Genomic DNA, 25,590 nt, shown 5'->3' on the forward strand with positions numbered 1-25,590 from the left:
CCTGGAGTGGCTGGTTTGATTGTCTTCCGTTATCTGTCCCGTGAGCTGCTGATCACCTTGAGCGCGGTGAGTGCCGTGCTGCTGGTGATCATCATGAGTGGCCGTTTCATCAAATACCTGGCTCAGGCCGCTCAGGGCCTGCTCGACCCGGGCGTGTTGTTCCTGATCATGGGCTTTCGCCTGCCGGGCTTTCTGCAATTGATCCTGCCGCTGGGGCTGTTCCTCGGCATCCTGCTGGCCTACGGCCGGCTGTATCTGGATAGCGAGATGACCGTGCTATCGGCGACCGGCATGAGTCAGAGCCGGCTGATGGCCTATACCCTGGCCCCGACCGCGCTGGTCGCGCTGCTGGTGGCCTGGCTGAGCATGGGCCTGGCGCCACAAGGGGTGGCCGAGGTGGCGCGCATCCTCAACGAGCAGGACGCGCTGACCGAGTTCGATACCCTGGTGCCCGGTCGTTTCCAGACCATGAAGAACGGCACCCGCGTGACTTACACCCGCGAGTTGTCGGAAGACCGTGGCGAGCTTGCCGGCATCTTCATTTCGGAGAAGCGCATGTCCCGGCAAGGCGATAAGGAGCGCGGCATCACCGTGCTGGTGGCCGAATCCGGGCGCCAGGAAATCCAGCCGGACGGCAGCCGCTACCTGATCCTGGAAAACGGTTACCGCTACGATGGCAACCCGGGCCAGGCGGACTATCGGGCGATCCAGTACGACACCTACGGTGTGCTGCTGCCGAAGCCGGAAGTCAGTGCTGAAATCAGCGAGCGCGAGGCGATCCCGACCCGCGAGTTGTTCGGCAGCGATAAGCAGCGTTACCAGGCCGAGCTGCAATGGCGCCTGTCGATCCCGTTGCTGGCCTTCGTGGTGGCGCTGATGGCGGTGCCGCTGTCCAAGGTCAATCCGCGTCAAGGGCGTTTCCTCAAGCTGCTGCCGGCGATCCTCCTGTATATGGCTTACCTGTCGCTGCTGATCGCCGCCCGGGGCGCGCTGGATAAAGGAAAGATTCCCATGCAGCTCGGGCTCTGGTGGGTGCATGGGTTGTTCCTGGCCATCGGCCTGTTGCTGCTCTACTGGGAACCCTTGCGGCTGAAGTTGGCCGCCCGTCGTACCGTGCGGGAGGTGGCCCATGGCTAAGTTGGATCGTTACATCGGCACCAGCGTGTTCTTTGCGATCCTCAGTGTGCTGGGCATCATCGTTGGCCTGGCCTTGCTGTTCTCGTTCATCGATGAACTGGGCGATGTCGAGGGTGGCTATGGATTGGCCGAAGCTTTCTATTACGTCCTGCTGACCACCCCGCGGCGTATCTACGAGATGTTGCCCATGGCCGCGCTGATCGGCTGTCTGATCGGCCTCGGCAGCCTCGCCAGCAGCAGCGAGCTGACCATCATGCGCGCGGCGGGCGTGTCGATCGGGCGGATCGTCTGGGCGGTGATGAAGCCGATGCTGGTGCTGATGCTGGTGGGCATCCTGATCGGCGAGTACGTGGCGCCCTGGAGCGAAAACCTGGCGCAGGCCAATCGAGCCATGGCGCAGGGCGGTGGCGATGCGCAGAGTGCCAAGCGCGGTCTCTGGCATCGTCAGGGTGATGAATTCGTCCACATCAACGCCGTGCAGCCGAATGGTGTGCTTTACGGCGTGACCCGTTATCGCTTCGATGACCAGCGTCATCTGGTGGAGTCCAGCTTTGCCCGGCGTGCGCTGTACCAGGGCGATCACTGGATGCTGGAGGATGTGGCGACGACCCGCTTCCATGAGCGCAGCACCGAAGTCAGCCAGGCATCGACCCTGCGCTGGGATGTCGAGCTGAGCCCGCAATTCCTCGGCACCGTGGTGCTGGCGCCGGATGCGCTGTCGATGACCGGATTGTGGCGCTATATCCAGTACCTGGCGGACCAGGGCCTCAACAACGGCAACTACTGGCTGGCGTTCTGGAACAAGGTGTTGCAGCCGCTGGTAACGGCGGCGCTGGTGCTGATGGCAATCTCGTTCATCTTCGGCCCGCTGCGCTCCGTGACGCTGGGGCAGCGGGTATTCACCGGCGTGCTGGTGGGCTTCGTGTTCCGCATTGCCCAGGACCTGTTGGGGCCGTCCAGCCTGGTGTTCGGCTTTTCGCCGCTGCTGGCGGTGGTGCTGCCGGCCGGTATCTGTGGCCTGGCCGGTTTCTGGCTTCTGAGGCGAGCTGGCTGATCGAGGGGCGCCAGCCCCTCTCTCCATGCTCTCGTCGTTATTTCTTGTGGATGTTCTTGGGTAGCTGCACGACTTTGCTCTCGGAGTAGATGTCGTGCCAGCTGCGCTTCTGCTTGTCCCAGAGAATCCAGAGGAATCCCAGACCTACGCACAGCCAGGAAATGATGGCGATCAGGAAGCGCAGCAGCGCCTGCCAGAGATCGATCGCTGTGCCGTCGGCATTCTGCACGCGTAACCCCCACACCTGCATGCCCAGGGTCTGGCCATTGTGCGTCCAGAATTTGGCGAAGAAGCCGAACAGGCCGAGTAGTAACAGGCTGGAAAGAAGTGGGTCGCCATCCAGGGCGCCGGATTCGGAAAGTGCCCGGAGTTTAGCTTCGCCGTAGATGCCCATCTGCACTAGCTTGTAGGCGAAGGTGATCACCAGTAGCAGGGCCACGCAGAGCAGGAAGTCATAGAACATCGCCGCCAGTCGGCGGATGAGGCCTGCGGTCGGGAAGTCGCCCTGTGGGTGAAGCGTGTGTTTCGGCATCGTGGGGCTCGCAGCGAAGGAAAGCCGCCATTTTACGGAATGACGGGCATAAAAAAGCCCCTGATGTTGCCATCAGGGGCTTTTGGCGACGCGGCGATTAGCCCAGGATCTGGACCTTATCAGCCTGCATGCCTTTCTGGCCTTGTACGGCTTCGAAGCTGACTTTCTGGCCTTCTTTCAGGCTCTTGAAGCCATTGCCTTCGATAGCGCGGAAGTGCACGAACAGATCCGGACCGCTCTCGGGGGTAATGAAGCCAAAGCCCTTCTCGTCGTTGAACCACTTGACGGTGCCGGTTTGACGATTCGACATATCTTAATTCCTTGGAACTGGAGTTGATGGCAGCCTCTATGACAATAGAGGACTGGAACTGGTTGCAGAGAGTAAGAGAAGTCGAGCGGGATGTAGCGGATCTGTAGGATCTACTGCACCAGGTCACGATTCAACAGCGACCCATGCAAACACAGTGCGCACACTCTACGCTAACTTTCAGGCAAATGCCAACCCCCAGGAAGGTGCCTTTTTCATGGCTGCGGAAGTCCCGGGTCAGGGCTGCGGAAAACGCCATGTCGGCAGATGAGGCGGATCGAAGAAGACTTGGAGCGGAGGGCGCCGTCGAGAACGGCTGGGGGGAGATTTTTTCTTATGGTGCCTCGGGAGAGACTCGAACTCTCACTCTGTCGCCAGAAACGGATTTTGAATCCGCCGCGTCTACCGATTCCGCCACCGAGGCATAATGGCGGCGCAGTATAGGGACGCGTTTTCTCCGGGTCAATTGGGTTTCATGGTCACCGCGAACTAATTCCGTTAAACTTCGCGGCCCTGCAAGACGACCCCATCATGCGCGTTTCCGACTTTCATTTCGATCTGCCCGAGTCCCTGATCGCCCGTCATCCGCTGGCCGAGCGGCGGGCCAGTCGCCTACTGGTCCTGGATGGCCCTACCGGTTCGCTGGCGCATCGCCGCTTTCCGGACCTCCTCGAGTATCTGCGCCCCGGCGACCTGATGGTTTTCAACAACACCCGGGTGATCCCGGCGCGTCTGTTCGGCCAGAAGGCATCCGGCGGCAAGCTGGAAATCCTTATCGAACGGGTGCTGGACAGCCATCGGGTATTGGCCCATGTGCGTTCCAGCAAGTCGCCCAAGCCTGGCTCGAAGATTCTCCTCGAGGGTGGGGGCGAGGCCGAGATGTTGGCTCGCCACGATGCGCTGTTCGAACTGGCGTTCGCCGATGAGGTGCTGCCGCTGCTCGAGCGCGTTGGCCACATGCCGTTGCCGCCCTATATCGATCGACCGGACGACGCCGCCGACCGCGAGCGCTACCAGACCGTCTACGCCGAGCGTGCCGGCGCCGTTGCCGCGCCTACGGCTGGTTTGCATTTCGATACAGCGCTGCTTGAGGCTATCCGGGAAAAGGGCGTGGAGACCGCGTTCGTCACTCTGCATGTCGGAGCCGGTACGTTCCAGCCCGTTCGCGTGGACCGCATAGAAGATCACCATATGCACCGTGAATGGCTCGAGGTGAGCCAGGACGTGGTGGATGCGGTGGCAGCCTGCCGGGCCCTGGGTGGTCGGGTGGTCGCGGTAGGGACCACCAGTGTGCGTTCGCTGGAAAGCGCCGCGCGGGATGGAGCGCTCGAGCCATTCAGTGGCGACACCGATATCTTCATCTTCCCGGGCTACCGCTTCCGCGTGGTCGATGCGCTGGTGACCAACTTCCACCTGCCCGAATCCACCCTGCTCATGTTGGTTTCCGCCTTCGCCGGCTATCCCGAAGCCATGGCTGCATACCGGGCGGCCGTCGAGCAGGAATATCGTTTCTTCAGCTACGGTGATGCCATGTTCATCACCCGCAACCCCGCGCCCCGCGGCCCCGAGGATTGATCATGTCCCGCACCTGCCATATGTCCTTCGAGCTCCTGGCGACCGACGGCAAGGCCCGTCGCGGCCGTCTCACCTTTCCGCGCGGTGTGGTCGAAACCCCGGCGTTCATGCCCGTCGGCACCTACGGGACGGTGAAGGGCATGCTGCCGCGCGATATCGAGGCCATCGGCGCCCAGATCATCCTCGGCAATACCTTCCATCTCTGGTTGCGCCCTGGAACCGAGGTGATCAAGCGGCACGGGGATTTGCACGATTTCATGCAGTGGAAGGGGCCGATCCTCACCGACTCCGGCGGTTTCCAAGTGTTCAGCCTGGGCGCGCTGCGCAAGATCAAGGAGGAGGGGGTTACCTTCGCCTCGCCGGTCGATGGCAGCAAGGTGTTCATGGGGCCTGAGGAGTCGATGCAGGTCCAGCGTGATCTCGGCTCGGACATCGTGATGATCTTCGACGAGTGCACCCCCTATCCGGCCGACGAAGACGTGGCGCGCCGCTCCATGGAGCTATCGCTGCGCTGGGCCCTGCGTTCCAAGGTGGCCCATGGCGATAACCCGGCCGCGTTGTTCGGTATTGTCCAGGGCGGTATGCACGAGAGCCTGCGCATGCGCTCGCTGGAAGGATTGGAGTCGATCGGTTTCGATGGGCTGGCGATCGGCGGCCTGTCGGTCGGCGAGCCGAAGGAAGAGATGATCCGTGTGCTGGATTTCCTGCCACCGCGGATGCCGGTCGACAAGCCGCGCTACCTGATGGGAGTCGGCAAGCCGGAGGACCTGGTGGAGGGCGTGCGCCGCGGGGTCGATATGTTCGATTGCGTGATGCCGACCCGCAATGCCCGCAACGGCCACCTGTTCATCGAGACCGGTGTGCTGAAAATCCGCAATTCCGCACATAAGCACGACGAGTCGCCATTGGACCCGACCTGCGACTGTTACACTTGCCAACACTTTTCTCGCGCCTATCTCCATCATCTGGACAAATGCGGCGAAATGTTGGGAAGCATGTTGAATACAATCCATAACTTGCGGCATTACCAGCGCCTGATGGCTGGTTTGCGCGAGGCTATCCAACAGGGTACATTGGCCGCCTTCGTCGATGCCTTCTATGCTCGGCGCGGCCTGCCAACGCCGCCGCTGGACTGAACAAGAACACGCTTTCCCTTCTTATATATGAGTAACAGGAGTGCTACATGAGCTTTCTGATCCCCGCTGCCTACGCTGATGCGGCTGCCCCGGCGGCCGGCCCTGCCGGCACCGGTTTCGAGTGGGTGTTTCTGGTCGGCTTCCTGGTCATCTTCTACCTGATGATCTGGCGCCCGCAGGCAAAGCGCGCCAAGGAGCACAAGAACCTGCTCGGCGGTCTGCAGAAGGGCGATGAAGTGGTGACCTCCGGCGGCATCGCTGGAAAAGTGGTCAAGGTCGCCGACGACTTCGTCGTGCTCGAGGTGTCCGACACCGTCGAGCTGAAGATTCAGAAAGTGGCCATTGCCGCAACGCTGCCCAAGGGCACGCTGAAGGCCATCTAAGCACATCACTTCACCATTTGGACGGGGCGCGCAAGGCGCCCCGCGTCATTAGGCGGCGCGTCATGCTCAATAAATACCCCTTGTGGAAATACCTGCTGATCCTCGTGGTTCTGGCGGTAGGCATTATCTATTCCGCTCCCAATCTCTACCCTGACGATCCGGCCATCCAGATCCGAGGCCAAAGCGCCGCGCTGCAAATTGGCCAAGCCGATCTGGATCGTGCCGAGCGCGCCCTCAAGGACGCCGGTATCGCAGTCAAGTCGAGCAGTCTCGGCGAGCAGGGTGGCGGCTTGTTGCGCCTGACCCGCCAGGAAGACCAATTGCCGGCCAGGGATGTGGTTCACCGTGCACTGGGCGACGAGTATGTGGTCGCTCTGAACCTTGCGCCGACCACGCCCGACTGGTTGCGCAATCTGGGGGCCGGCCCGATGAAGCTGGGCCTGGATCTGTCCGGTGGCGTGCACTTCCTGATGGAAGTGGATATGGACAAGGCGGTGGATGCGCGCCTGAAAGTCTATGAAGGCGAAGTGAAGAGCCTGCTGCGCAAGGAGCGGGTGCGTTATCGCAGCCTGCCGCAGCAGGATGGCGCCATCCAGTTGGGGTTCACCGACGCGGATACGCTGGAAAAAGCCCAGGCCCTGGTGCGCCGAAATTTCTCCGACTTCGACGCGACTAGCAGCGAGCGTAACGGCATGCAGGTGCTCCGCCTGGCGCTGACCCCGGCCAAGCTCGCTGAAATCCGGGAGTACTCCCTCAAACAGAACCTGACCACCGTGCGCAACCGGGTCAACGAGCTGGGTGTCGCCGAACCGCTGGTTCAGCGCCAAGGCGCCAACCGCATCGTCGTGGAGCTGCCGGGTGTGCAGGACACCGCAACGGCCAAGGGCATCCTCGGCAAGACCGCGAATCTGGAGTTCCGCCTGCAGGCCGAAGCGGACGCGGCCCGGGCGACCACCGAAACCTTCGAATTCCGTCAGGAAGGGCGCCCGCCGGTCCAGTTGGAGCGCACCCTGATCATCACCGGTGACCAGGTGACCGATGCGCAGGCGAGTTTCGACGAGAATGGTCGTCCGCAGGTGAATATCCGCCTGGACGGTCATGGCGGCGACTTGATGAACCGTGCCACCCGCAACAACGTCGGGCGCAGCATGGCGGTGATTTTCATCGAGCAGAAACCGGTGACCCGCTACGTCAAGCAGGTGGTCGACGGCGTCGAGAGGGAAGTCCCGATGCAGGCCTTCCGCGAGGAGAAGAAAATCATCAGCCTGGCGACCATTCAGTCGCCGCTGGGCAACAGCTTCCGCATCACCGGTCTCGACGGTCCGGGCGAGTCCTCCGAGCTGGCGCTGCTGCTGCGTGCCGGTGGTCTGGCCGCGCCGATGTACTTCGCCGAAGAACGCACCATCGGGCCGAGCCTGGGTGCCGAGAACATCGAGTTAGGTGCCAACGCCGCGCTGTGGGGCTTCCTCTTCGTCGCCCTGTTCATCGTTGCGATCTACAAGTTCTTCGGTCTGCTGGCGACCGTCGCGCTGGGCTTCAACATGGTCGTCCTGGTCGCGTTGATGTCCTTGCTGGGGGCGACGCTGACCCTGCCCGGCATCGCCGGTATCGTGCTGACCATGGGTATGGCGGTGGACGCCAACGTGTTGATCTTCTCCCGTATCCGGGAAGAAATTGCCAACGGAATGTCCATTCAGCGAGCCATCCATGAGGGCTTCGATCGCGCCTTCTCGGCCATTCTCGATGGCAACCTCACCACCTTGCTGGTGGGGGGGATTCTCTTCGCCATGGGGACCGGTCCGGTGAAAGGTTTCGCCGTGACGCTGTCGCTCGGGATCATTACCTCCATGTTCACCGCCATCGTCGTGACCCGTGGCATGGTCAACCTGATCTTCGGTGGTCGCGATCTGAAGAAGCTGTGGATTTAAGGGGCACGCCACGATGAAACGCGTTATCAACTTCATGGGCATTCGCCACCTGGCGTTTGCCGCGACCGTGTTGCTGACCCTGGTATCCCTGGGCAGCCTCGCGTTCCAGGGGCTGAATTTCGGCCTGGATTTCACTGGCGGCACCCTGATCGAGCTGGGCTACGAAAAGCCGGCCGAGCTCGACAAGGTGCGCAGTCAACTGAGTGCGGCCGGCTATCCGGATGCCGTCGTGCAGAGCTTTGGAGCTACCACCGATGTGCTGGTGCGCTTGCAGGGCGACGACCCGCAGCTCGGCAACAAGGTCTCCGCAGCTTTGGAGCAGGCGGATAGCGGCAACCCGGTATCGGTCAAGCGGGTCGAGTTCGTCGGTCCGGCGGTCGGAGAGGAGCTGCGTGACCAGGGCGGCCTGGGTATGTTGCTGGCGCTGGGCGGCATCCTGGTTTACGTGGCTTTCCGCTTCCAGTGGAAATTCGGCCTGGGCGCGATCCTCTCGCTGATCCACGACGTGATCGTGACGCTCGGGGTGTTCTCGCTGTTCCAGATTCCCTTCGACCTCACGGTCCTGGCGGCGGTCCTGGCGATCATCGGCTATTCGCTGAACGATACCATCGTGGTGTTCGACCGTATCCGCGAGAACTTCCGTGTCCTGCGCAAGGCCGAGCTGATCGAGAATATCAACATCTCCACGACCCAGACGCTGTTGCGTGCCCTTGCAACGTCGATTTCCACCCTCCTGGCGGTCGTCGCGCTGATGTTCTTCGGTGGGGAGAACCTGTGGGGCTTCTCGTTGGCGCTGTTCATCGGTGTGCTGGCGGGTACTTACTCGTCCGTCTATATCGCCAGCATTCTGCTGATCTGGCTGAAGCTCACCCGCGACGACCTGATTCCGCCGGCCGTCGAAGAGGCGGTGGACGATCGCCCCTGAGCAGCGAAGCGGAACTCTCGTGCGGTGCCCGGGTCCAAGGCAAGGACAAAGGCACTCGGGTGCCGATCGAGAGGTAGGAGATATATGAACAAGTCGATGCTCGTAGGTGCGGTGCTGGGGGCGGTCGGTGTGACCGCCGGTGGTGCCCTGGCTACTTACAGTCTTGTGGGTGGCGGCCCCGAGTATGCCGAAGTGCTCGCCGTGGAACCGGTCAAGGAAACGATCAAGACCCCGCGCGAGGTATGCAAGGACGTCACCGTGACCCGCCAGCGTCCGGTGCAGGATCAGCATCAGATCGCAGGCACCGTGATCGGTGCAGTGGCAGGCGGATTGCTGGGTAACCAGGTCGGTGGTGGCAATGGCAAGAAGATCGCGACCGTGGCTGGTGCTGCTGCCGGTGGTTATGCCGGCAACAAGATCCAGGAAGGCATGCAGGCGCGTGACACCTACACGACGACCGAGACCCGCTGCAATACGGTGACCGACACCAGCGAAAAGGTGGTCGGCTATGACGTGAAGTACAAGCTGGGTGAAAAGGTCGGGAAGGTGCGGATGGATCGCGATCCGGGTGCCGCCATTCCGGTGAAGGATGGTCAGTTGGTTCTGGTGCAGCAGTCCCAGGCTGCTCAGTAAGCGAAAAATCGAGACAAAAGAAAACCCGGCCTAGGCCGGGTTTTTCGTATCTGCGGTCAGCGTTTCAGCGACGGCGGAAGGTGTGGCTGAATCGCAGTTAGTACCGCCTTGAAGCACTTGGTATTGCCGGCGACGATGTGGCCCTTTTCCAGGAATTCGTGGTTGCCGGTGAAATCGCTCACCAGGCCACCAGCTTCCTGTACCAGCAGGGCACCTGCGGCCATATCCCATTCGGATAGGCCGAATTCCCAGTAGGCGTCGTAGCGGCCTGCGGCTACGTAGGCGAGATCCAGGCTGGCGGCCCCTGCGCGGCGAATACCGGCGGTCTGTCCGACCAGGCTGCGGAACATGTTCAGGTAATTGTCCAGATGGTCCATCTGGCTGTCGCGGAAGGGGAACCCTGTGCCGAGCAGTGCGCCTTCCAGGCCCTTGCGCGGGCTGACGCGCAGGCGGCGACCGTTCAGGGCTGCGCCACGACCGCGGCTGGCGGTGAATTCTTCCTGGCGGACCGGGTCGAGCACCACGGCGTGTTCGAGACGGCCGCGATATTTGCAGGCGATGCTCACGGCGAAGTGCGGTACGCCGCGAATGAAGTTGGTGGTTCCATCCAGCGGGTCGATGATCCATTGGTAGTCGGCACCTTCGCCGCTGCCTTCGATCAGTCCGCCTTCTTCGCCTTTGAAACCGTGATTCGGGTAGGCCTTGCGCAGGGCGTTGACGATGGTCTGCTCGGCAGCGCGATCGACCTCGGTCACATAATCCTTGGCTTCCTTCTCGTTGACCGAGATGACATCCAGCCGCTCGATGGAACGGAAGATCAATTCTCCGGCGCTGCGGGCTGCGCGCAGCGCGATATTCAGCATAGGCTGCATGGACGATTACCTGGGATGTTAAAGAAAGCCGGCCATTCTAGCAGAAAAGCATGGCGCGGGTAGCGCACCTTGTGTGGCGCGTGGCGTTCGCCGGGGGGCTTCTGTAAGATTTGCTGCCTTTTTGCGGTTTTGTGTGTGGTGCCCGGTGCTGCAGAACATACGAGTGGTCCTGGTGAATACCAGTCATCCCGGCAATATCGGCGGGGCGGCGCGCGCCATGAAGAACATGGGGCTCTCCCGTCTGGTGCTGGTCGATCCCGAGGATTTTCCCAGCGGGGAGGCCGTCGCACGCGCTTCCGGCGCGACGGATATTCTCGATAATGCGCAGGTCGTCGGCACGTTGGAAGAGGCGCTGGTAGGGTGCAGTGTGGCGCTCGGCACCAGTGCACGGGACCGGCGCATCCCCTGGCCGCTCCTGGATCCGCGTGAGTGTGCGGCAACCTGTCTCGATCAAGTGGAGGCCGGGGCGGAGGTCGCGTTGGTTTTCGGGCGTGAATATGCCGGCCTGACCAACGAAGAGTTGCAGCGCTGCCAGTTCCATGTCCATATCCCGTCGGACCCGGAATTCGGTTCGCTCAACCTGGCCGCTGCGGTGCAGGTGCTGGTGTACGAGGTTCGCATGGCCTGGCTGGCGGCCCAGGGGCAGCCGACCAAGATGGAAAAGCTGGAGACCACGGCGATTCTCAATTCCCAGCCGGTGACGGTGGAGGAGCTGGAGCTTTTCTATGGGCATCTGGAAAAGACGCTGGTGGAAATCGGCTTTCTCGACCCCGAGAAGCCGAGGCATCTGATGTCGAGATTGCGCCGGCTTTACGGGCGTTGCGGTATCAGCAAGCTGGAAATGAATATCCTGCGTGGCATTCTGACGGAGACTCAGAAGGTTGCCCGGGGAGAGCCTCACAAGCGGAGAGAAGACTGATGTTCGAGCGCGTTCGAGAAGATATCCAGAGCGTTTTCCATCGCGATCCGGCTGCGCGCAACGCGTTCGAGGTGCTGACCTGCTATCCGGGCCTTCATGCGATCTGGCTGCATCGTCTGGCGCATGCGCTGTGGGGGGCTGGCTGGAAATGGTTGGCGCGCCTGGTATCGAATTTCGGCCGTTGGTTGACCGGGATCGAGATCCATCCGGGAGCGAAGGTCGGCCGGCGCTTCTTCATCGATCATGGTATGGGCATCGTGATTGGCGAGACGGCGGAAATCGGCGATGACGTGACGCTGTATCAGGGGGTGACCCTGGGTGGTACCAGTTGGAACAAGGGTAAGCGCCATCCGACGCTGGAAGATGGCGTGGTGGTCGGTGCAGGTGCCAAGGTACTAGGGCCGTTTACCGTGGGGGCGGGGGCGAAGATCGGTTCCAATGCGGTAGTGACCAAGGCCGTGCCGGCCGGTGCTACGGCGGTCGGTATTCCCGGGCGAATCATCGTCAAGGCCGATGGTGAGCAAGAGGCCAAGCGCCAGGCTATTGCCGAGAAGTTCGGCTTCGACGCTTATGGCGTTGGCCAGGATATGCCTGACCCGGTGGCGCGGGCGATCGGTCAGTTGCTGGACCACCTGCAGGCGGTGGATGCGCGTCTGGAGGGTATGTGCGCGGCGCTCAAGGCGTTGGGTAGCGATTATTGTGCCAAGGAACTGCCCGAGTTGCGCGAAGAGGACTTCGCCGGGGTCAAGGATGACGATAGCAAGCCTGCGGCCTGATGCGCGTTTGCCGGTGTGCTGCTATGATGCGCGCCCCTGCTGGGGCGCTTAAACCTGAGTAAAAGGATAGGTCTTTTAGTTGACTTAAATACTCGGGAATTGCATACTCGCTGCAAACCAGCGATCCCGTGGTATTCCAACCATGCGTCTGACCACCAAAGGCCGTTACGCCGTCACCGCCATGCTCGATCTGGCTCTGCATGCCCAGCATGGTCCGGTGTCCCTGGCGGATATTTCCGAGCGCCAAGGAATTTCCCTGTCTTATCTGGAGCAGCTGTTTGCCAAGCTTCGTCGCGGCAATCTGGTGACCAGTGTGCGTGGTCCTGGAGGAGGGTATCAGCTCTCCCGGGATATGCAGGGTATCCAGGTGGCCCAGGTGATCGACGCGGTCAATGAGTCGGTCGATGCCACCCGTTGCCAAGGGCTCGGGGACTGCCATTCCGGCGATACCTGCCTCACTCACCACCTCTGGTGCGACCTCAGTCAGCAGATTCATGAATTCCTCAGTGGTATCAGCCTGGCCGACCTCGTTACCCGCCGCGAGGTGCAGGAGGTCGCCCAGCGTCAGGATCAGCGTCGCTGCAGTACCAGTGCGAGGGCGCCGCGCCTGGATAAGATTGAAGCGTCCGCCGTTGAATGAGCAGGATGCCAGCCTGATAGGAGAAGTTTGATGAGATTGCCGATTTACCTCGACTACTCGGCCACGACACCGGTGGATCCCCGCGTTGCCCAAAAGATGAGCGAATGTCTGCTGGTCGATGGCAACTTCGGTAACCCGGCATCGCGCTCCCACGTGTTCGGTTGGAAAGCCGAAGAAGCGGTGGAGAATGCCCGCCGGCAGGTGGCCGAGCTGGTCAATGCCGACCCGCGCGAGATCGTCTGGACGTCCGGTGCCACCGAGTCCGACAACCTGGCCATCAAGGGTGTCGCGCATTTCTATATGGGCAAGGGCAAGCACATTGTGACGTCCAAGATCGAGCACAAGGCGGTCCTGGATACCACTCGCCAGCTCGAGCGCGAAGGCTTCGAGGTGACTTATCTCGAGCCGGGCGAAGACGGGCTGATCACCCCGGCGATGGTCGAGGCCGCTCTGCGCGACGACACCATTCTGGTCTCGGTGATGCACGTCAATAACGAGATCGGCACGATCAACGATATTGCCGCCATCGGCGAGTTGACCCGTTCCCGGGGCGTGCTGTTCCACGTGGATGCCGCGCAATCCACCGGCAAGGTCGAGATCGATCTGGAAAAGATGAAAGTCGACCTGATGTCCTTCTCCGCCCACAAGACCTACGGGCCGAAGGGGATCGGCGCGCTCTACGTGCGCCGCAAGCCACGTGTTCGCCTGGAGGCGATCATTCATGGCGGCGGTCATGAGCGTGGCATGCGCTCCGGTACGCTGGCGACCCACCAGATCGTCGGCATGGGCGAAGCCTTCCGTATCGCGAAGGAGGAAATGGCCCAGGAGAACGAACGTATCCGCGGCCTGCGCGACCGTTTCTATCGCCAGGTCGAAGGTATCGAAGAGCTTTACGTGAACGGCAGCCTGACTGCGCGTGTGCCGCACAACCTCAACCTCAGCTTCAACTATGTCGAGGGCGAGTCGTTGATCATGGCGCTCAAGGACCTGGCGGTGTCTTCCGGGTCGGCCTGTACTTCGGCCTCCCTGGAGCCGTCCTATGTGCTGCGTGCGCTGGGGCGTAACGATGAATTGGCACACAGTTCGATCCGCTTCACCTTCGGTCGTTTCACCACCGAAGAAGAGATCGACTATGCGGCGCAGAAGGTCTCCGAGGCGGTCTCCAAGCTGCGCGAGCTTTCGCCGCTGTGGGATATGTTCAAAGAGGGTGTCGACCTGTCGAAGGTCGAGTGGCAGGCGCATTGACGCCCTGACGTGAGAGGAATTGCAACATGGCATACAGCGACAAGGTCATTGACCACTACGAAAACCCGCGCAACGTCGGCAAGCTCGACGCCGAAGATCCGAATGTCGGGACCGGCATGGTCGGTGCGCCGGCTTGCGGTGATGTGATGCGTCTGCAGATCAAGGTCAACGAGCAGGGCGTCATCGAGGACGCCAAGTTCAAGACCTACGGCTGTGGTTCGGCGATCGCGTCTAGCTCACTCGCCACCGAGTGGATGAAGGGCAAGACCCTGGATGAAGCCGAGACCATCAAGAACACCCAGCTCGCCGAAGAACTGGCTCTGCCTCCGGTCAAGATTCACTGCTCGGTGCTCGCCGAGGACGCCATCAAGGCGGCCGTGCGCGATTACAAGCAGAAGAAAGGCTTGCTCTGAGTCGTTTCAGTGAGTGAGGAGTTTTCGATGGCCATCACCATGACCCCAGCCGCCGCCCAGCACGTTCGCCGCTCCCTCGAAGGGCGTGGCAAGGGCGAGGGTATCCGCCTGGGTGTGCGCACCACGGGCTGCTCCGGCCTGGCTTATGTACTGGAGTTCGTGGACGAGACCGGTGCTGACGACCAGGTTTTCGAAAGCCATGGCGTGAAGGTGATCATTGACCCGAAAAGTCTGGTCTACCTCGATGGCACGGAACTCGATTTCGTTCGCGAAGGCCTCAACGAAGGCTTCAAGTTCAACAATCCCAACGTCCGCGGCGAATGCGGCTGTGGCGAGAGTTTCAATGTCTGAGGCTCTCCGTGGGTAGTCCTTGTCACTTTGCGCTGTTCGACCTTCAGCCGGACTTTCGCGTCGATCTCGAACAACTGGCGGCGCGCTATCGCGAGTTGGCGCGCACTGTTCATCCGGATCGCTTTGCCGATGCGTCGGAGCGCGAGCAGCGCTTGGCTCTGGAACGTTCGGCCAGCCTCAACGAGGCCTACCAGACGCTGAAGAGCGCGCCGCGGCGGGCGTTGTACCTGCTGGCGCTGAATGGTCGTGAGCTGCCGCTGGAGGCCACTGTTCAGGACCCCGATTTCCTCATGCAGCAGATGCACTGGCGCGAGGAGTTGGAGGACCTGCAGGACAGCGCGGACTTGTCGGGCGTGGCGGCATTCAAGCGCCGTCTCAAGGGAGCTCAGGAAGAGCTGAACGAGGCGTTCGCTGCCTGCTGGAACGATGCGGCCCATCGTGAAGAGGCCGAGCGCCTCGTACGGCGGATGCAGTTCCTCGACAAACTCTCCTACGAAGTGCGCCAGTTGGAAGAGCGCCTCGACGATTAACCTGCGCGTTGCCCTTGGCGACGCGCCCGATATCCAGGCAAGCATGGCTCTACTTCAGATCGCTGAACCCGGACAGAGTCCCCAGCCACACCAGCGTCGTCTGGCGGTGGGGATCGATCTGGGCACTACCAATTCTCTGGTCGCTGCCGTCCGCAGTGGCTTGTCCGAGCCCCTGGCCGACGAGAGTGGAGACGTCATCCTGCCGTCTGCCGTGCGCTATCACGTCGATCGGGTCGAAGTAGGGCGGACTGCCAAGGCTGCGGCAGCCGAGGACCCGCTGAACACTGTACTGTCGGTCAAGCGCCTGATGGGGCGCGGTCTGGCGGATGTGAAACAATTGGGCGAACAGTTGCCCTACCGCTTCAGCGGCGGCGAGTCGCACATGCCGTTCATCGAGACCGTACAGGGGCCGAAAAGCCCGGTGGAGGTCTCTGCCGATATTCTCAAGGTGCTGCGTCAGCGCGCCGAAGCCGCGTTGGGTGGCGAGCTAGTCGGTGCGGTCATCACCGTGCCTGCCTATTTCGATGAGGCCCAGCGCCAAGCCACCAAGGATGCCGCGCGTCTCGCCGGTCTGAGCGTCCTGCGTCTGCTCAACGAGCCAACGGCGGCTGCCGTTGCCTATGGCCTCGACCAGCAGGCCGAGGGGATCGTGGCGATCTACGACCTGGGCGGCGGTACCTTCGATATTTCCATCCTGAGGCTGAGCCGTGGGGTGTTCGAAGTCCTGGCCACGGGCGGCGACAGCGCGCTGGGCGGTGATGATTTCGATCATGCGATTGCAGGCTGGATCGTCGAGCAGGCCGGATTGTCCGCCGATCTCGATCCGGCGGCCCAGCGCAGTCTGCTGCGAGCCGCATGTGCGGCAAAAGAGGCACTGACCGGCGAAACCTCCGTGACGGTCGAATACGGCGCCTGGCAGGGGCTGTTGACGCGTGAGCATTTCGACGCGCTGATCGAGCCGATGGTGGCTCGCAGCCTCAAGGCGTGTCGCCGGGCCGTGCGTGACGCGGGTATCGAGCTGGAGGAGGTCGAGGCGGTAGTCATGGTGGGTGGGTCCACCCGTGTGCCGCGCGTTCGTCAGGCGGTCGCCGAACTCTTCGCTCGCGAGCCATTGACCGATATCGACCCCGATCAGGTCGTGGCCATCGGTGCGGCCATCCAGGCCGATACGCTGGCCGGTAACAAGCGCGGCGGCGATGAGTTGCTTCTGCTCGATGTGATTCCTCTGTCGCTCGGCCTGGAAACCATGGGTGGGCTGATGGAGAAGGTGATTCCTCGCAATACCACCATACCGGTGGCGCGTGCCCAGGATTTCACCACTTACAAGGATGGCCAGACGGCCATGATGATCCATGTGCTGCAGGGCGAGCGCGAGCTGATCAGCGATTGTCGCTCCCTGGCACGTTTCGAATTGCGCGGTATTCCGCCCATGGTGGCTGGTGCGGCGAAAATCCGGGTGACCTTCCAGGTAGACGCGGATGGTTTGCTGAATGTCTCGGCTCGCGAGCTGGGCTCGGGTGTCGAGGCGAGCATCCAGGTGAAGCCGTCCTATGGTCTGACCGACAGCGAAATCGCTCGCATGTTGCAAGACTCTTTCCAGCATGCGGGCGACGACAAGGCCGCGCGTGCGCTGCGCGAGCAGCAGGTCGATGCTCAGCGTCTGCTGGAGGCAGTTGCCGCTGCCCTGGAGGCCGATGGCGAGCGTCTGCTCAGTGCCGACGAGCGCGCGGCCATCGAATCGCAGATGGAGCAGTTGCGTGAACTCATGGCGGGTACCGATGGCCTTGCCATCGAGCGGCAGGCCAAGCGCCTCACCCAAATTACCGACGCCTTTGCTGCGCGTCGTCTGGATGCCACGGTGAAAGCCGCCCTGGCCGGACGTCGCCTGAACGAACTCGAGGAATGACCGATGCCGCAGATTGTTTTTCTGCCCCATGCCGAGCACTGTCCCGAGGGGGCCGTGATCGAAGCGCAACCCGGCGAAACCGTTCTTGACGCCGCCTTGCGCAATGGCATCGACATCGAGCATGCCTGCGAAAAGTCCTGTGCCTGCACCACCTGCCATGTCGTCATCCGTGAAGGTTTCGGCTCGCTGGAACCATCCGACGAGTTAGAAGACGATATGCTCGACAAGGCGTGGGGGCTGGAGCCTTCCTCTCGGCTTTCCTGCCAGGCCGTAGTGGCGGACGAAGATCTGGTAGTGGAAATTCCGAAGTACACTATCAATCAGGTTTCCGAAGGGCACTGAGGCGAAGCGGGAGCGATCATGAGTCTTAAATGGACGGATGTCCTGGATATCGCCATCGAGCTGGCAGAGAGCAAGCCGGACGTGGACCCGCGCTACGTCAATTTCGTCGATCTGCACCGCTGGGTACTGGCCTTGCCGGACTTCGACGACGATCCCCAGCGTGGCGGCGAGAAGGTTCTCGAAGCCATCCAGGCGGCGTGGATCGAAGAGCACGACTGAGCCAGGGCCCCGGCCCTACGCATTTCACTGGAACCCGCGTATAATCCGCGGGTTTAATTTTTCGCTTTAACCTCAAGTTTCTGGAGTTTTTCATGGCCGTTGAGCGTACTCTTTCCATCGTCAAGCCGGATGCCGTTTCCAAGAATGTCATCGGCGAGATCCTGACCCGTTTCGAAAAGGCCGGCCTGCGTGTCGTTGCCGCCAAGATGGTTCAACTCTCCGAGCGTGAAGCCGGTGGTTTCTACGCCGAGCACAAAGAGCGTCCCTTCTTCAAGGATCTGGTTTCCTTCATGACATCCGGTCCGGTCCTGGTCCAGGTTCTGGAAGGCGAGAATGCCATTGCCAAGAACCGTGAGCTGATGGGCGCCACCGATCCGAAGAAAGCCGAAGCCGGCACCATCCGCGCCGATTTCGCCGTTTCCATCGACGAGAACGCTGTGCACGGTTCCGACTCCGAGGCTTCCGCTGCTCGCGAGATCGCCTACTTCTTCGCCGCCACCGAGGTGTGTGCTCGCATTCGCTAAGCGAATCGCGGGAGGGGTGAAGCCATGACTGAATCGACCGGAAAAGTGAATCTGCTGGGCCTGACCCAGCCTCAACTGGAGAGCTTCTTCGAATCCATCGGAGAGAAGCGCTTCCGTGCCGGTCAGGTGATGAAGTGGATTCACCACTTCGGCGTCGATGATTTCGACGCCATGAGCAATATTGGCAAGGCCCTGCGCGACAAGCTCAAGGCCTCTGCCGAGATTCGCGGTCCGGAAGTGGTCAGCCAGGACATTTCCAGCGATGGCACCCGCAAATGGGTGGTCCGCGTGGCGTCCGGCAGCTGCGTCGAGACCGTCTACATTCCCCAGGGCGGGCGCGGCACCCTGTGCGTGTCCTCCCAGGCTGGCTGTGCCTTGGACTGCAGCTTCTGCTCCACGGGCAAGCAGGGTTTCAACAGCGACCTTACTGCGGCGGAAGTGATCGGCCAGGTGTGGATCGCCAACAAGTCGTTCGGCACCGTGCCGGCGAAAATCGACCGTGCCATCACCAACGTGGTGATGATGGGCATGGGTGAGCCGCTGCTGAACTTCGACAACGTGGTCGCCGCCATGAACATCATGATGGACGATCTCGGCTACGGGATTTCCAAACGGAAGGTGACCTTGTCCACCTCCGGCGTGGCGCCGATGATCGACAAGCTGGGGGAAGTGATCGATGTCTCCCTGGCGCTGTCGCTGCATGCGCCCAACGATGAATTGCGCAACAAGCTGGTACCGATCAACAAGAAGTATCCGCTGGCGGTCGTCCTGGATTCTTGCAAGCGCTACATCTCCCGGCTTGGCGAGAAGCGCGTGCTGACCATCGAGTACACGCTGCTCAAGGATGTCAACGATCAGCCGGAGCATGCTGCGCAGATCGTCGCGCTCCTCAAGGATTTTCCTTGCAAGATCAACCTGATTCCGTTTAATCCCTTCCCTTTTTCCGGATACGAGCGGCCGAGCAACAATGCGATCCGTCGTTTCCAGGACCTGCTGCACAAGGCGGGGCACAATGTCACCGTGCGCACCACGCGTGGCGATGACATCGATGCGGCTTGCGGCCAGCTGGTCGGTCAGGTGATGGATCGTACCCGGCGCAGCGAACGTTATATCGCCGTGCGTCAGCTCGGCACCGATGCCGGCACGCCGGGCGGCACTGCCAATCGAACCTGAAGGGAGGAGTTTCATGATCGTGCGCGCCGCGCTGCTTTCGTTTTTCACCGGCCTGTTCCTGACGGGCTGCGTTTCCTCCGGTAATGTCGACCGGATGAAGACCTCGGAGGGGCGTGAGCAAGCGCGCGATGCTTACATCCAATTGGGGCTCGGTTATCTCCAGCAAGGCCAAACCGAGCGAGCCAAGGTTCCATTGAAGAAAGCGCTCGAACTCGATTCCTCGAATGCCGATGCCTATGCGGCATTGGCCCTGGTGTTCCAGACCGAGATGGAGCCCAAGCTGGCCGACGAGAACTACCGCAAGGCGTTGTCCCTGCGCAGCGATGCACGGATTCTCAACAATTACGGCAGCTTCCTGTTCGAACAGCAGCGTTACAAGGAAGCCTACGAGCGCTTCCAGCAGGCCGCAGCGGACAATCTCTATCCCGAACGCTCGCGCGTCTACGAGAACCTCGGCCTTACCGCGTTGAAGCTGAACCAGCGTGCCTTGGCCAAGCAGCATCTGGAGAAATCCCTGCGCCTGAATCGCGAGCAGCCGCGTGCGCTGCTGGAGCTGGCCGTGTTGTCCTTCGAGGACAAAGAGTACGTACCGGCCCGTGGGTACTATGAGAGTTTCAGTCGTCTGTCCGAACAGAATGCCCGCAGCCTTCTGCTGGGTACCCGCTTGGCGACCATCTTCGACGATCGTGACAGGGCTGCCAGTCTCGGTCTGCAGTTGAAGCGCCTTTATCCCGGTACGCCGGAATATCAGCAATATCTGTCGGAGCAACAATGAACGCGTCGCATCATGAAGCTGTAGCGGCGACTCGCGTCAATCCGGGCGAGACGCTGCGAAGAGCCCGCGAAAGCAAGAATTGGGAGCTGACCGACGTTGCCGCTCAGCTCAACCTGACTGCGCAGGCGCTGCGCCAGTTGGAAGACGGGGCTTTCGACCAGTTGCCGGGGCACACCTTCGCCCGCGGCTACATTCGCGCCTACGCCAAGTTGCTGGGTATGGACCAGACCCGGCTGGTGCAGGAGTTCGACCAGTACACGGGAACGGACGCCACGGGTAGTAGCGTGCACAGCCTCGGCCGTATCGAGGAGCCGGTGAGGCTGTCTCAGAACCTGCTGCGCTTCGTCAGTTTCGCGCTGTTGGCGGTGTTGGCTGCTGTCGGCTTCTTCTGGTGGCAGGAGCAGTCTTCCAATCGGGGCGAGGAGCGCACCGGGCTTGGCATCGAGCATGTCGAGGTGGAAAGCGCCGACGGTACGACGCAGATTCATCCCCTGGATGAGCCCGAGGACCAGGCCGTAGCTGAGGCGAGCGGCAATCAGGCCGAATTGCCGTTGCCTTCCGTTTCGCCGGAAGTCGCCGGTCAGCCAGAAAGCGATGCCGAATCGTCCGCTCCGGGCGATGCCGCATCGGCTGGTGAGGCACCGTCGGTCCCGGCCGAGCCTGAGACCCCGGCCCAGCCTGAGAGCGTCACACCGCCTGCGGCACAGCCAGCGACGCCACCCACGGCTCCGGTAGTGGCTCAGCCGGGCGAGGGGGTGGTGCACATGCGGTTCACCGCCAATTGCTGGACCCAGGTCACCGACGCCAACGGCAAGGTGCTCTACAGCGGCCTGAAACATGCGGGTGAGAGCATGGAGGTCAGCGGCAAGGCACCCTTGAAACTGCATCTCGGCTATGCCCGCGGTGCACAGGTCAGCTTCAATGGCCAAACGGTCGATCTGGCACCGTATGTCCGCGGTGAAACTGCGCGCTTCACCTTGGGAGGGCAATAAACCGTGCATTGCGAATCTCCCATCAAACGACGCCAGTCGCGCAAGATCTGGGTCGGTTCCGTGCCCGTGGGTGGCGATGCGCCCATCTCCGTACAGAGCATGACCAATACCGACACCTGCGATGTCGCCGCCACGGTAGCCCAGATTCGTCGTCTGGAAGATGCCGGCGCGGATATCGTTCGCGTTTCGGTACCGGACATGGATGCTGCCGAGGCCTTCGGCAAGATCAAACAGCAGGTGCAGGTTCCGCTGGTGGCGGACATTCACTTCGATTACACCATCGCCTTGCGGGTCGCCGAGCTAGGCGTCGATTGCCTGCGTATCAACCCGGGCAATATCGGTCGCGAAGACCGCGTCCGGGCCGTGGTCGATGCCGCCCGCGACAAGGGCATTCCGATCCGCATCGGCGTCAACGCCGGTTCGCTGGAGAAGGACCTGCAGAAGAAGTACGGCGAACCCACGCCGGCAGCGCTGGTGGAATCCGCACTTCGCCATGTCGAGCACCTGGATCGCCTGGACTTCCAGGACTTCAAGGTCAGCGTGAAGGCCTCAGACGTGTTCATGGCGGTGGAAGCCTACCGTCTGCTCGCCAAGCAGATCGAGCAGCCCCTGCACCTGGGCATCACGGAAGCCGGCGGCTTGCGCTCCGGTACCGTCAAGTCGGCAGTGGGCCTGGGTATGCTGCTGGCCGAGGGGATCGGCGATACCATCCGCATATCCCTTGCCGCCGATCCGGTCGAAGAGATCAAGGTCGGCTTCGACATTCTCAAATCGCTGCACTTGCGTTCCCGTGGCATCAACTTCATCGCCTGTCCGAGCTGTTCGCGGCAGAACTTCGACGTGGTGAAAACCATGAACGAGCTGGAAGGGCGTCTCGACGACCTCCTGGTTCCGCTGGATGTGGCGGTGATCGGCTGCGTGGTGAACGGCCCCGGCGAAGCGAAGGAAGCGCATATCGGCCTGACCGGCGGTACGCCCAACAATCTGATCTACATCGACGGCAAGCCCGCACAGAAACTGACCAACGACAATCTGGTGGACGAGCTGGAAAAGCTGATCCGCCGGAAGGCGGCCGAAAAGGCCGAGGCCGACGCGACCCTGATCGCGCGCGGTTAATTTCCTAAGGATCATTCGTGAGCAAAACGCTGCAAGCCATCCGTGGCATGAACGACATCCTGCCGGAGCAGACTCCGGTTTGGCGCTACCTCGAGAACACCTTCGCACAGTTGCTGGATGGCTACGGCTACAAGGAAATCCGCCTGCCGATCCTCGAATTCACCGAGCTGTTCGCCCGTGGGATCGGCGAGGGCACCGATGTGGTCGATAAGGAGATGTACACCTTCCTCGACCGCAACGAAGAGTCCCTGACCCTGCGTCCCGAAGGCACGGCCGGTTGTGTGCGGGCGGTACTCGAGCACGGCCTGACTGGTGGTGGCCAGGTCCAGAAGCTCTGGTACGCCGGCCCGATGTTCCGTTACGAAAAACCGCAGAAAGGCCGCTATCGCCAGTTCCACCAGATCGGCGTGGAAGTCTTCAACCAGCCGGGGCCGGATATCGATGCCGAGCTGATCGTGCTGACCTGGCGTCTGTGGAAGAAGCTCGGTCTGGCCGATTCCGTCACCCTGCAGCTCAACAGCCTGGGCTCCAGCGAAGCCCGTGCGACCTACCGGGACGCACTGGTGGCTTATCTGCGCGAGCGTTTCGACCAGCTCGACGAGGACAGCCAGCGCCGCCTGACTACCAATCCTCTGCGTATTCTCGACAGCAAGAATGCCCAGACCCAGTCGCTCCTCGCCGACGCGCCGACGCTGCATGACTACCTGGACGAGGAGTCGCGCGCGCATTTCGAAGGGCTCAAGGCCCGCCTCGATGCGGTCGGCATTCGCTACGAGATCAACCAGAAGCTGGTCCGCGGCCTGGATTACTACGGCCGTACCGTGTTCGAGTGGGTGACCGACAAGCTCGGTGCCCAGGGCACCGTCTGTGCCGGCGGCCGCTACGACGGCCTGGTCTCCCAGTTCGGCGGGAAGCCGACCCCTGGCGTCGGTTTCGCCATGGGCGTCGAGCGCCTGGTTCTGCTGCTGGAGACCCTGGAGCTGGTGCCGGCGGAGCTGAACAGCCCGGCCCACGCCTACCTCTGTGCCTTCGGTGAGCCCGCCGAACTGGCTGCCCTGGCGCTGGCGGAGCGCCTGCGCGATGCCCTTCCAGGGCTGCGTCTGCTGGTCAATGCCGGCGGCGGCAGCTTCAAGAGCCAATTCAAGAAGGCCGACAAGAGCGGTGCGTCATATGCGCTGATTCTGGGCGACGACGAACTGGCCAATCGCGTGGTAGGGTGCAAACCGCTGCGTACCGACGGCGAACAACAGAACATTGCCTGGAATGCTCTTGCCGAGCACCTGGCTGCCTGCATGCAGGCTTGAGTATCAGACGGATAGGAGCATTGGGGTGACCTCGCGTACCGAAGAAGAACAACTGGCGCTGATCAAGGAATGGTGGCAGCGCAACGGCATGCCCCTGTTGACTGGTGGCGCGCTGGCGCTGGTGGCGGTGTTCGGCTGGCAGGGCTGGCAGAAATACCAGACCAACCAGGCGCAGGGGGCTTCCATGCTGTACCAGCAATTGCTGGAAACGGCCCTGACACCTAGCGGCCAGCCGGATGCGGGCAAGGTCAGCGAACTGGCCGGCAAGCTCAAGAGCGATTATGCCGGCACTCAGTACGCCCAGTACGGCAGCCTCTTCGTCGCCAAGGTGGCGGTCGAAGCGGGCAAGCTGGACGATGCCGCCGCTGAGCTGCGTGCCATTGTCGACAAGCCGGCCGATGCCACCCTCAGCGAGCTGGCGCGCCAACGACTGGCCCGGGTGCTGGCGGCCCAGGGCAAGGCCGAAGAGGCGCTCAAGCTGCTCGAAGGCGATGCCGACAAGGCCTACCTGGCGAGCCGTGAAGAAATCCGTGGCGACCTGCTGGTCCAGCTCGGCCGTACCGACGAAGCCCATGCCGCCTACGAGAAGGCCAAGGCTGCGCTCTCCGACGACGCGGCGGTGGGCAGCCTGCAAATGAAGCTCGACGACCTGGCCAAAGGGGATGCCTGACGTGAAGCGTTGGAAATATGCCGTAGTGCTGACCCTGGCCGCCGTGGTGGTGGGTTGCAGCAGCAACAGCAAGAAGGAACTGCCGCCGGCCGAGCTGCCCAAGTTCGAAGAAGAAGTGCAACTGAAGAAGGAATGGAGCCGCTTGATCGGTGACGGCCAGGGCGAAACCTTCAACATGCTGGTGCCGGCGGTCGATGGCGATGTGATCTATGCGGCCGATGTCGAAGGCGTGGTCATGGCGCTGGACCGTTTCAGCGGCAAGGTGATCTGGAAGGAAGACCTGGAGTTGCCGGTATCCGGTGCCGTGGGTGCCGGCTACGGGATGGTCCTGCTGGGTACGCTGAAGGGTGAGGTGATCGCCCTGGATACCAGCAACGGCGAAGAGAAATGGCGTGCCCGTGTGACCAGCGAGGTGCTGGCCCCGCCGGCGACCAACGGCGACGTGGTCATCGTGCAGACTCAGGACGACCGTCTGATCGCTCTCGATGCCGATACCGGCAACCAGCGCTGGATCTACGAAAGCACTCCGGCGGTACTGACGCTTCGCGGTACCGGTGCCCCCATCGTGACCAACCGCCTGGCCATCGCCGGTCTTTCCACCGGCAAGGTGATCGCGTTGGATACCCAACGTGGCCTGCCGGTCTGGGAGCAACGCGTAGCCGTGCCTTCCGGCCGTTCCGAGCTGGATCGCGTGGTGGATATCGACGGCGGCTTGCTGCTGTCCGGCGGCACCCTGTATGTCGTGACCTACCAGGGCCGCGTCGCAGGTCTGGATGTGGAAAGCGGCCGGGTGCTCTGGCAGCGCGAGGCCTCCAGCTATGTCGGCGTGGCGCAGGGCTTCGGCAGCGTCTACGTCAGCCAGGCCAGCGGTACCGTCGAGGGTATCGACGAGCGTTCCTCGTCGGCGCTCTGGAGCAACGATCAACTGGCTCGCCGCCAACTGTCGGCACCGGAAGTGTTCTCCAGCTACGTGGCGGTCGGCGATCTGGAAGGTTACCTGCATCTGCTGAGTCAGGTGGATGGCCGCTTCGTCGGGCGCACTCGTATCGACAGCGACGGCCTACGTGCACGCCCGCTGGTGGTTGGCGAATGGCTGTATGCCTATGGCAACGGGGGCGAGCTGGTCGGCCTGACCATTCGCTGAGCCCGTCTTGCCACCGCGACTCGCCTCATGCGGGTCACCGAACGTCCGGCCGCTGCCCTTGCAGCGGCC

29 protein-coding genes and 1 tRNA gene are annotated in these 25,590 nt (G+C 62.0%); 26 read left to right on the forward strand and 4 right to left on the reverse strand.

Annotated features, from left to right (window positions below; translation table 11 throughout):
• The first annotated feature begins 15 nt into the window (after positions 1 to 15).
• A complete protein-coding gene (gene lptF, locus PIN01S_RS10985) occupies positions 16 to 1,137 on the forward strand; it encodes an LPS export ABC transporter permease LptF (RefSeq protein WP_084335702.1) in 1,122 nt (373 codons plus the stop codon).
• Positions 1,130 to 2,191: an LPS export ABC transporter permease LptG gene (gene lptG, locus PIN01S_RS10990; protein WP_084335703.1), complete on the forward strand. Its 1,062-nt coding sequence runs from the start codon at positions 1,130 to 1,132 to the stop codon at positions 2,189 to 2,191. Before lptF ends, lptG begins: the two co-directional genes overlap by 8 nt.
• 37 nt (positions 2,192 to 2,228) lie before the next feature.
• On the opposite strand, the gene PIN01S_RS10995 is transcribed toward lptG, so the two are convergent.
• From PIN01S_RS10995 to PIN01S_RS11005, 3 genes are all read right to left on the reverse strand, one after another.
• A complete protein-coding gene (locus PIN01S_RS10995; RefSeq protein WP_084335704.1) occupies positions 2,229 to 2,723 on the reverse strand; it encodes an RDD family protein in 495 nt (164 codons plus the stop codon).
• A gap of 97 nt (positions 2,724 to 2,820) precedes the next feature.
• On the reverse strand, positions 2,821 to 3,033 hold the full coding sequence (locus PIN01S_RS11000; protein WP_084335705.1) for a cold-shock protein: 213 nt from the start codon (positions 3,031 to 3,033) through the stop codon (positions 2,821 to 2,823).
• Positions 3,034 to 3,367: 334 nt separating this feature from the next.
• Positions 3,368 to 3,454: transfer RNA gene (locus PIN01S_RS11005), tRNA-Leu, on the reverse strand.
• Between the two features lie 107 nt (positions 3,455 to 3,561).
• On the opposite strand from PIN01S_RS11005, the gene queA reads away from it, so the two are divergent.
• The 6 genes from queA (at position 3,562) to PIN01S_RS11035 (ending at position 9,610) form a co-directional block, all read left to right on the forward strand.
• The gene (gene queA, locus PIN01S_RS11010) at positions 3,562 to 4,605 is read left to right on the forward strand and encodes a tRNA preQ1(34) S-adenosylmethionine ribosyltransferase-isomerase QueA (RefSeq protein ID WP_084335706.1); all 1,044 of its coding nucleotides are present in this window, start codon (positions 3,562 to 3,564) and stop codon (positions 4,603 to 4,605) included.
• Between the two features lie 20 nt (positions 4,606 to 4,625).
• Positions 4,626 to 5,741, forward strand: a complete 1,116-nt coding sequence (gene tgt, locus PIN01S_RS11015; protein WP_169715824.1) for a tRNA guanosine(34) transglycosylase Tgt — start codon at positions 4,626 to 4,628, stop codon at positions 5,739 to 5,741.
• A gap of 47 nt (positions 5,742 to 5,788) precedes the next feature.
• Positions 5,789 to 6,124, forward strand: a complete 336-nt coding sequence (gene yajC, locus PIN01S_RS11020; protein ID WP_084335708.1) for a preprotein translocase subunit YajC — start codon at positions 5,789 to 5,791, stop codon at positions 6,122 to 6,124.
• A gap of 62 nt (positions 6,125 to 6,186) precedes the next feature.
• Complete coding sequence (gene secD / locus PIN01S_RS11025) at positions 6,187 to 8,052, forward strand: protein translocase subunit SecD (protein WP_084335709.1); 1,866 nt, start codon at positions 6,187 to 6,189, stop codon at positions 8,050 to 8,052.
• Positions 8,053 to 8,065: 13 nt separating this feature from the next.
• A complete protein-coding gene (secF, locus tag PIN01S_RS11030) occupies positions 8,066 to 8,977 on the forward strand; it encodes a protein translocase subunit SecF (RefSeq protein WP_084335710.1) in 912 nt (303 codons plus the stop codon).
• Between the two features lie 84 nt (positions 8,978 to 9,061).
• Positions 9,062 to 9,610 carry a glycine zipper 2TM domain-containing protein gene (locus PIN01S_RS11035; protein ID WP_084335711.1) on the forward strand — a complete coding sequence of 183 codons (549 nt, stop codon included), beginning with the start codon at positions 9,062 to 9,064 and terminating at the stop codon, positions 9,608 to 9,610.
• Positions 9,611 to 9,666: 56 nt separating this feature from the next.
• Here PIN01S_RS11035 and suhB read toward each other — a convergent pair whose 3' ends face one another.
• Positions 9,667 to 10,482 carry a type III secretion system regulator SuhB gene (gene suhB / locus PIN01S_RS11040; protein WP_084335712.1) on the reverse strand — a complete coding sequence of 272 codons (816 nt, stop codon included), beginning with the start codon at positions 10,480 to 10,482 and terminating at the stop codon, positions 9,667 to 9,669.
• A 145-nt stretch (positions 10,483 to 10,627) separates the two neighbouring features.
• On the opposite strand from suhB, the gene trmJ reads away from it, so the two are divergent.
• The 18 genes from trmJ (at position 10,628) to bamB (ending at position 25,521) form a co-directional block, all read left to right on the forward strand.
• Complete coding sequence (gene trmJ, locus PIN01S_RS11045) at positions 10,628 to 11,401, forward strand: tRNA (cytosine(32)/uridine(32)-2'-O)-methyltransferase TrmJ (protein ID WP_084335713.1); 774 nt, start codon at positions 10,628 to 10,630, stop codon at positions 11,399 to 11,401.
• Positions 11,401 to 12,177, forward strand: coding sequence for a serine O-acetyltransferase (cysE, locus tag PIN01S_RS11050; protein ID WP_084335714.1), 777 nt, complete (start codon positions 11,401 to 11,403; stop codon positions 12,175 to 12,177). Before trmJ ends, cysE begins: the two co-directional genes overlap by 1 nt.
• 142 nt (positions 12,178 to 12,319) lie before the next feature.
• Positions 12,320 to 12,817: a Fe-S cluster assembly transcriptional regulator IscR gene (gene iscR / locus PIN01S_RS11055; RefSeq protein ID WP_084335715.1), complete on the forward strand. Its 498-nt coding sequence runs from the start codon at positions 12,320 to 12,322 to the stop codon at positions 12,815 to 12,817.
• Positions 12,818 to 12,847: 30 nt separating this feature from the next.
• On the forward strand, positions 12,848 to 14,062 hold the full coding sequence (locus tag PIN01S_RS11060) for an IscS subfamily cysteine desulfurase (protein WP_084335716.1): 1,215 nt from the start codon (positions 12,848 to 12,850) through the stop codon (positions 14,060 to 14,062).
• A 26-nt stretch (positions 14,063 to 14,088) separates the two neighbouring features.
• Complete coding sequence (gene iscU / locus PIN01S_RS11065) at positions 14,089 to 14,475, forward strand: Fe-S cluster assembly scaffold IscU (RefSeq protein WP_084335717.1); 387 nt, start codon at positions 14,089 to 14,091, stop codon at positions 14,473 to 14,475.
• A gap of 27 nt (positions 14,476 to 14,502) precedes the next feature.
• Positions 14,503 to 14,826 (forward strand): iron-sulfur cluster assembly protein IscA, encoded by a 324-nt coding sequence (gene iscA / locus PIN01S_RS11070; protein WP_084335718.1) that lies wholly within the window; start codon positions 14,503 to 14,505, stop codon positions 14,824 to 14,826.
• An 8-nt stretch (positions 14,827 to 14,834) separates the two neighbouring features.
• Positions 14,835 to 15,356 (forward strand): co-chaperone HscB, encoded by a 522-nt coding sequence (gene hscB / locus PIN01S_RS11075; RefSeq protein WP_084335719.1) that lies wholly within the window; start codon positions 14,835 to 14,837, stop codon positions 15,354 to 15,356.
• 43 nt (positions 15,357 to 15,399) lie between these two features.
• Positions 15,400 to 17,262, forward strand: a complete 1,863-nt coding sequence (gene hscA, locus PIN01S_RS11080; protein ID WP_084335720.1) for a Fe-S protein assembly chaperone HscA — start codon at positions 15,400 to 15,402, stop codon at positions 17,260 to 17,262.
• 3 nt (positions 17,263 to 17,265) lie between these two features.
• On the forward strand, positions 17,266 to 17,604 hold the full coding sequence (gene fdx, locus PIN01S_RS11085; RefSeq protein ID WP_084335721.1) for an ISC system 2Fe-2S type ferredoxin: 339 nt from the start codon (positions 17,266 to 17,268) through the stop codon (positions 17,602 to 17,604).
• Between the two features lie 18 nt (positions 17,605 to 17,622).
• Positions 17,623 to 17,823 (forward strand): Fe-S cluster assembly protein IscX, encoded by a 201-nt coding sequence (gene iscX, locus PIN01S_RS11090; RefSeq protein ID WP_084335722.1) that lies wholly within the window; start codon positions 17,623 to 17,625, stop codon positions 17,821 to 17,823.
• A gap of 92 nt (positions 17,824 to 17,915) precedes the next feature.
• On the forward strand, positions 17,916 to 18,347 hold the full coding sequence (gene ndk / locus PIN01S_RS11095; protein ID WP_084335723.1) for a nucleoside-diphosphate kinase: 432 nt from the start codon (positions 17,916 to 17,918) through the stop codon (positions 18,345 to 18,347).
• 24 nt (positions 18,348 to 18,371) lie between these two features.
• The gene (gene rlmN, locus PIN01S_RS11100; protein WP_084335724.1) at positions 18,372 to 19,520 is read left to right on the forward strand and encodes a dual-specificity RNA methyltransferase RlmN; all 1,149 of its coding nucleotides are present in this window, start codon (positions 18,372 to 18,374) and stop codon (positions 19,518 to 19,520) included.
• Positions 19,521 to 19,533: 13 nt separating this feature from the next.
• On the forward strand, positions 19,534 to 20,295 hold the full coding sequence (gene pilW, locus PIN01S_RS11105) for a type IV pilus biogenesis/stability protein PilW (RefSeq protein ID WP_084335725.1): 762 nt from the start codon (positions 19,534 to 19,536) through the stop codon (positions 20,293 to 20,295).
• The gene (locus PIN01S_RS11110; RefSeq protein WP_084335726.1) at positions 20,292 to 21,287 is read left to right on the forward strand and encodes a RodZ domain-containing protein; all 996 of its coding nucleotides are present in this window, start codon (positions 20,292 to 20,294) and stop codon (positions 21,285 to 21,287) included. Before pilW ends, PIN01S_RS11110 begins: the two co-directional genes overlap by 4 nt.
• A gap of 3 nt (positions 21,288 to 21,290) precedes the next feature.
• On the forward strand, positions 21,291 to 22,403 hold the full coding sequence (ispG, locus tag PIN01S_RS11115; RefSeq protein WP_084335727.1) for a flavodoxin-dependent (E)-4-hydroxy-3-methylbut-2-enyl-diphosphate synthase: 1,113 nt from the start codon (positions 21,291 to 21,293) through the stop codon (positions 22,401 to 22,403).
• Positions 22,404 to 22,420: 17 nt separating this feature from the next.
• Positions 22,421 to 23,707 (forward strand): histidine--tRNA ligase, encoded by a 1,287-nt coding sequence (gene hisS, locus PIN01S_RS11120; RefSeq protein ID WP_084335728.1) that lies wholly within the window; start codon positions 22,421 to 22,423, stop codon positions 23,705 to 23,707.
• Between the two features lie 25 nt (positions 23,708 to 23,732).
• Positions 23,733 to 24,377: a YfgM family protein gene (locus PIN01S_RS11125; protein WP_170837219.1), complete on the forward strand. Its 645-nt coding sequence runs from the start codon at positions 23,733 to 23,735 to the stop codon at positions 24,375 to 24,377.
• Positions 24,370 to 25,521 carry an outer membrane protein assembly factor BamB gene (gene bamB, locus PIN01S_RS11130; protein ID WP_084335730.1) on the forward strand — a complete coding sequence of 384 codons (1,152 nt, stop codon included), beginning with the start codon at positions 24,370 to 24,372 and terminating at the stop codon, positions 25,519 to 25,521. The genes PIN01S_RS11125 and bamB overlap by 8 nt, the downstream gene beginning before the upstream one ends.
• The last annotated feature ends 69 nt before the right edge of the window (positions 25,522 to 25,590 follow it).

This window comes from Pseudomonas indica NBRC 103045 (genome assembly GCF_002091635.1).
Lineage (GTDB): Bacteria > Pseudomonadota > Gammaproteobacteria > Pseudomonadales > Pseudomonadaceae > Pseudomonas_M > Pseudomonas_M indica.

Excerpts from the sequence above, each read along its gene's own strand:
- lptG (WP_084335703.1), top strand. The coding sequence starts at position 1,130 with ATGGCTAAGTTGGATCGTTACATCGGCACCAGCGTGTTCTTTGCGATC.
- PIN01S_RS10995 (WP_084335704.1), bottom strand. The coding sequence starts at position 2,723 with ATGCCGAAACACACGCTTCACCCACAGGGCGACTTCCCGACCGCAGGC.
- PIN01S_RS11000 (WP_084335705.1), bottom strand. The coding sequence starts at position 3,033 with ATGTCGAATCGTCAAACCGGCACCGTCAAGTGGTTCAACGACGAGAAG.
- queA (WP_084335706.1), top strand. The coding sequence starts at position 3,562 with ATGCGCGTTTCCGACTTTCATTTCGATCTGCCCGAGTCCCTGATCGCC.
- tgt (WP_169715824.1), top strand. The coding sequence starts at position 4,626 with ATGTCCTTCGAGCTCCTGGCGACCGACGGCAAGGCCCGTCGCGGCCGT.
- yajC (WP_084335708.1), top strand. The coding sequence starts at position 5,789 with ATGAGCTTTCTGATCCCCGCTGCCTACGCTGATGCGGCTGCCCCGGCG.
- secD (WP_084335709.1), top strand. The coding sequence starts at position 6,187 with ATGCTCAATAAATACCCCTTGTGGAAATACCTGCTGATCCTCGTGGTT.
- secF (WP_084335710.1), top strand. The coding sequence starts at position 8,066 with ATGAAACGCGTTATCAACTTCATGGGCATTCGCCACCTGGCGTTTGCC.
- PIN01S_RS11035 (WP_084335711.1), top strand. The coding sequence starts at position 9,062 with ATGAACAAGTCGATGCTCGTAGGTGCGGTGCTGGGGGCGGTCGGTGTG.
- suhB (WP_084335712.1), bottom strand. The coding sequence starts at position 10,482 with ATGCAGCCTATGCTGAATATCGCGCTGCGCGCAGCCCGCAGCGCCGGA.
- cysE (WP_084335714.1), top strand. The coding sequence starts at position 11,401 with ATGTTCGAGCGCGTTCGAGAAGATATCCAGAGCGTTTTCCATCGCGAT.
- iscR (WP_084335715.1), top strand. The coding sequence starts at position 12,320 with ATGCGTCTGACCACCAAAGGCCGTTACGCCGTCACCGCCATGCTCGAT.
- PIN01S_RS11060 (WP_084335716.1), top strand. The coding sequence starts at position 12,848 with ATGAGATTGCCGATTTACCTCGACTACTCGGCCACGACACCGGTGGAT.
- iscU (WP_084335717.1), top strand. The coding sequence starts at position 14,089 with ATGGCATACAGCGACAAGGTCATTGACCACTACGAAAACCCGCGCAAC.
- iscA (WP_084335718.1), top strand. The coding sequence starts at position 14,503 with ATGGCCATCACCATGACCCCAGCCGCCGCCCAGCACGTTCGCCGCTCC.
- hscA (WP_084335720.1), top strand. The coding sequence starts at position 15,400 with ATGGCTCTACTTCAGATCGCTGAACCCGGACAGAGTCCCCAGCCACAC.
- fdx (WP_084335721.1), top strand. The coding sequence starts at position 17,266 with ATGCCGCAGATTGTTTTTCTGCCCCATGCCGAGCACTGTCCCGAGGGG.
- iscX (WP_084335722.1), top strand. The coding sequence starts at position 17,623 with ATGAGTCTTAAATGGACGGATGTCCTGGATATCGCCATCGAGCTGGCA.
- ndk (WP_084335723.1), top strand. The coding sequence starts at position 17,916 with ATGGCCGTTGAGCGTACTCTTTCCATCGTCAAGCCGGATGCCGTTTCC.
- rlmN (WP_084335724.1), top strand. The coding sequence starts at position 18,372 with ATGACTGAATCGACCGGAAAAGTGAATCTGCTGGGCCTGACCCAGCCT.
- pilW (WP_084335725.1), top strand. The coding sequence starts at position 19,534 with ATGATCGTGCGCGCCGCGCTGCTTTCGTTTTTCACCGGCCTGTTCCTG.
- PIN01S_RS11110 (WP_084335726.1), top strand. The coding sequence starts at position 20,292 with ATGAACGCGTCGCATCATGAAGCTGTAGCGGCGACTCGCGTCAATCCG.
- bamB (WP_084335730.1), top strand. The coding sequence starts at position 24,370 with ATGCCTGACGTGAAGCGTTGGAAATATGCCGTAGTGCTGACCCTGGCC.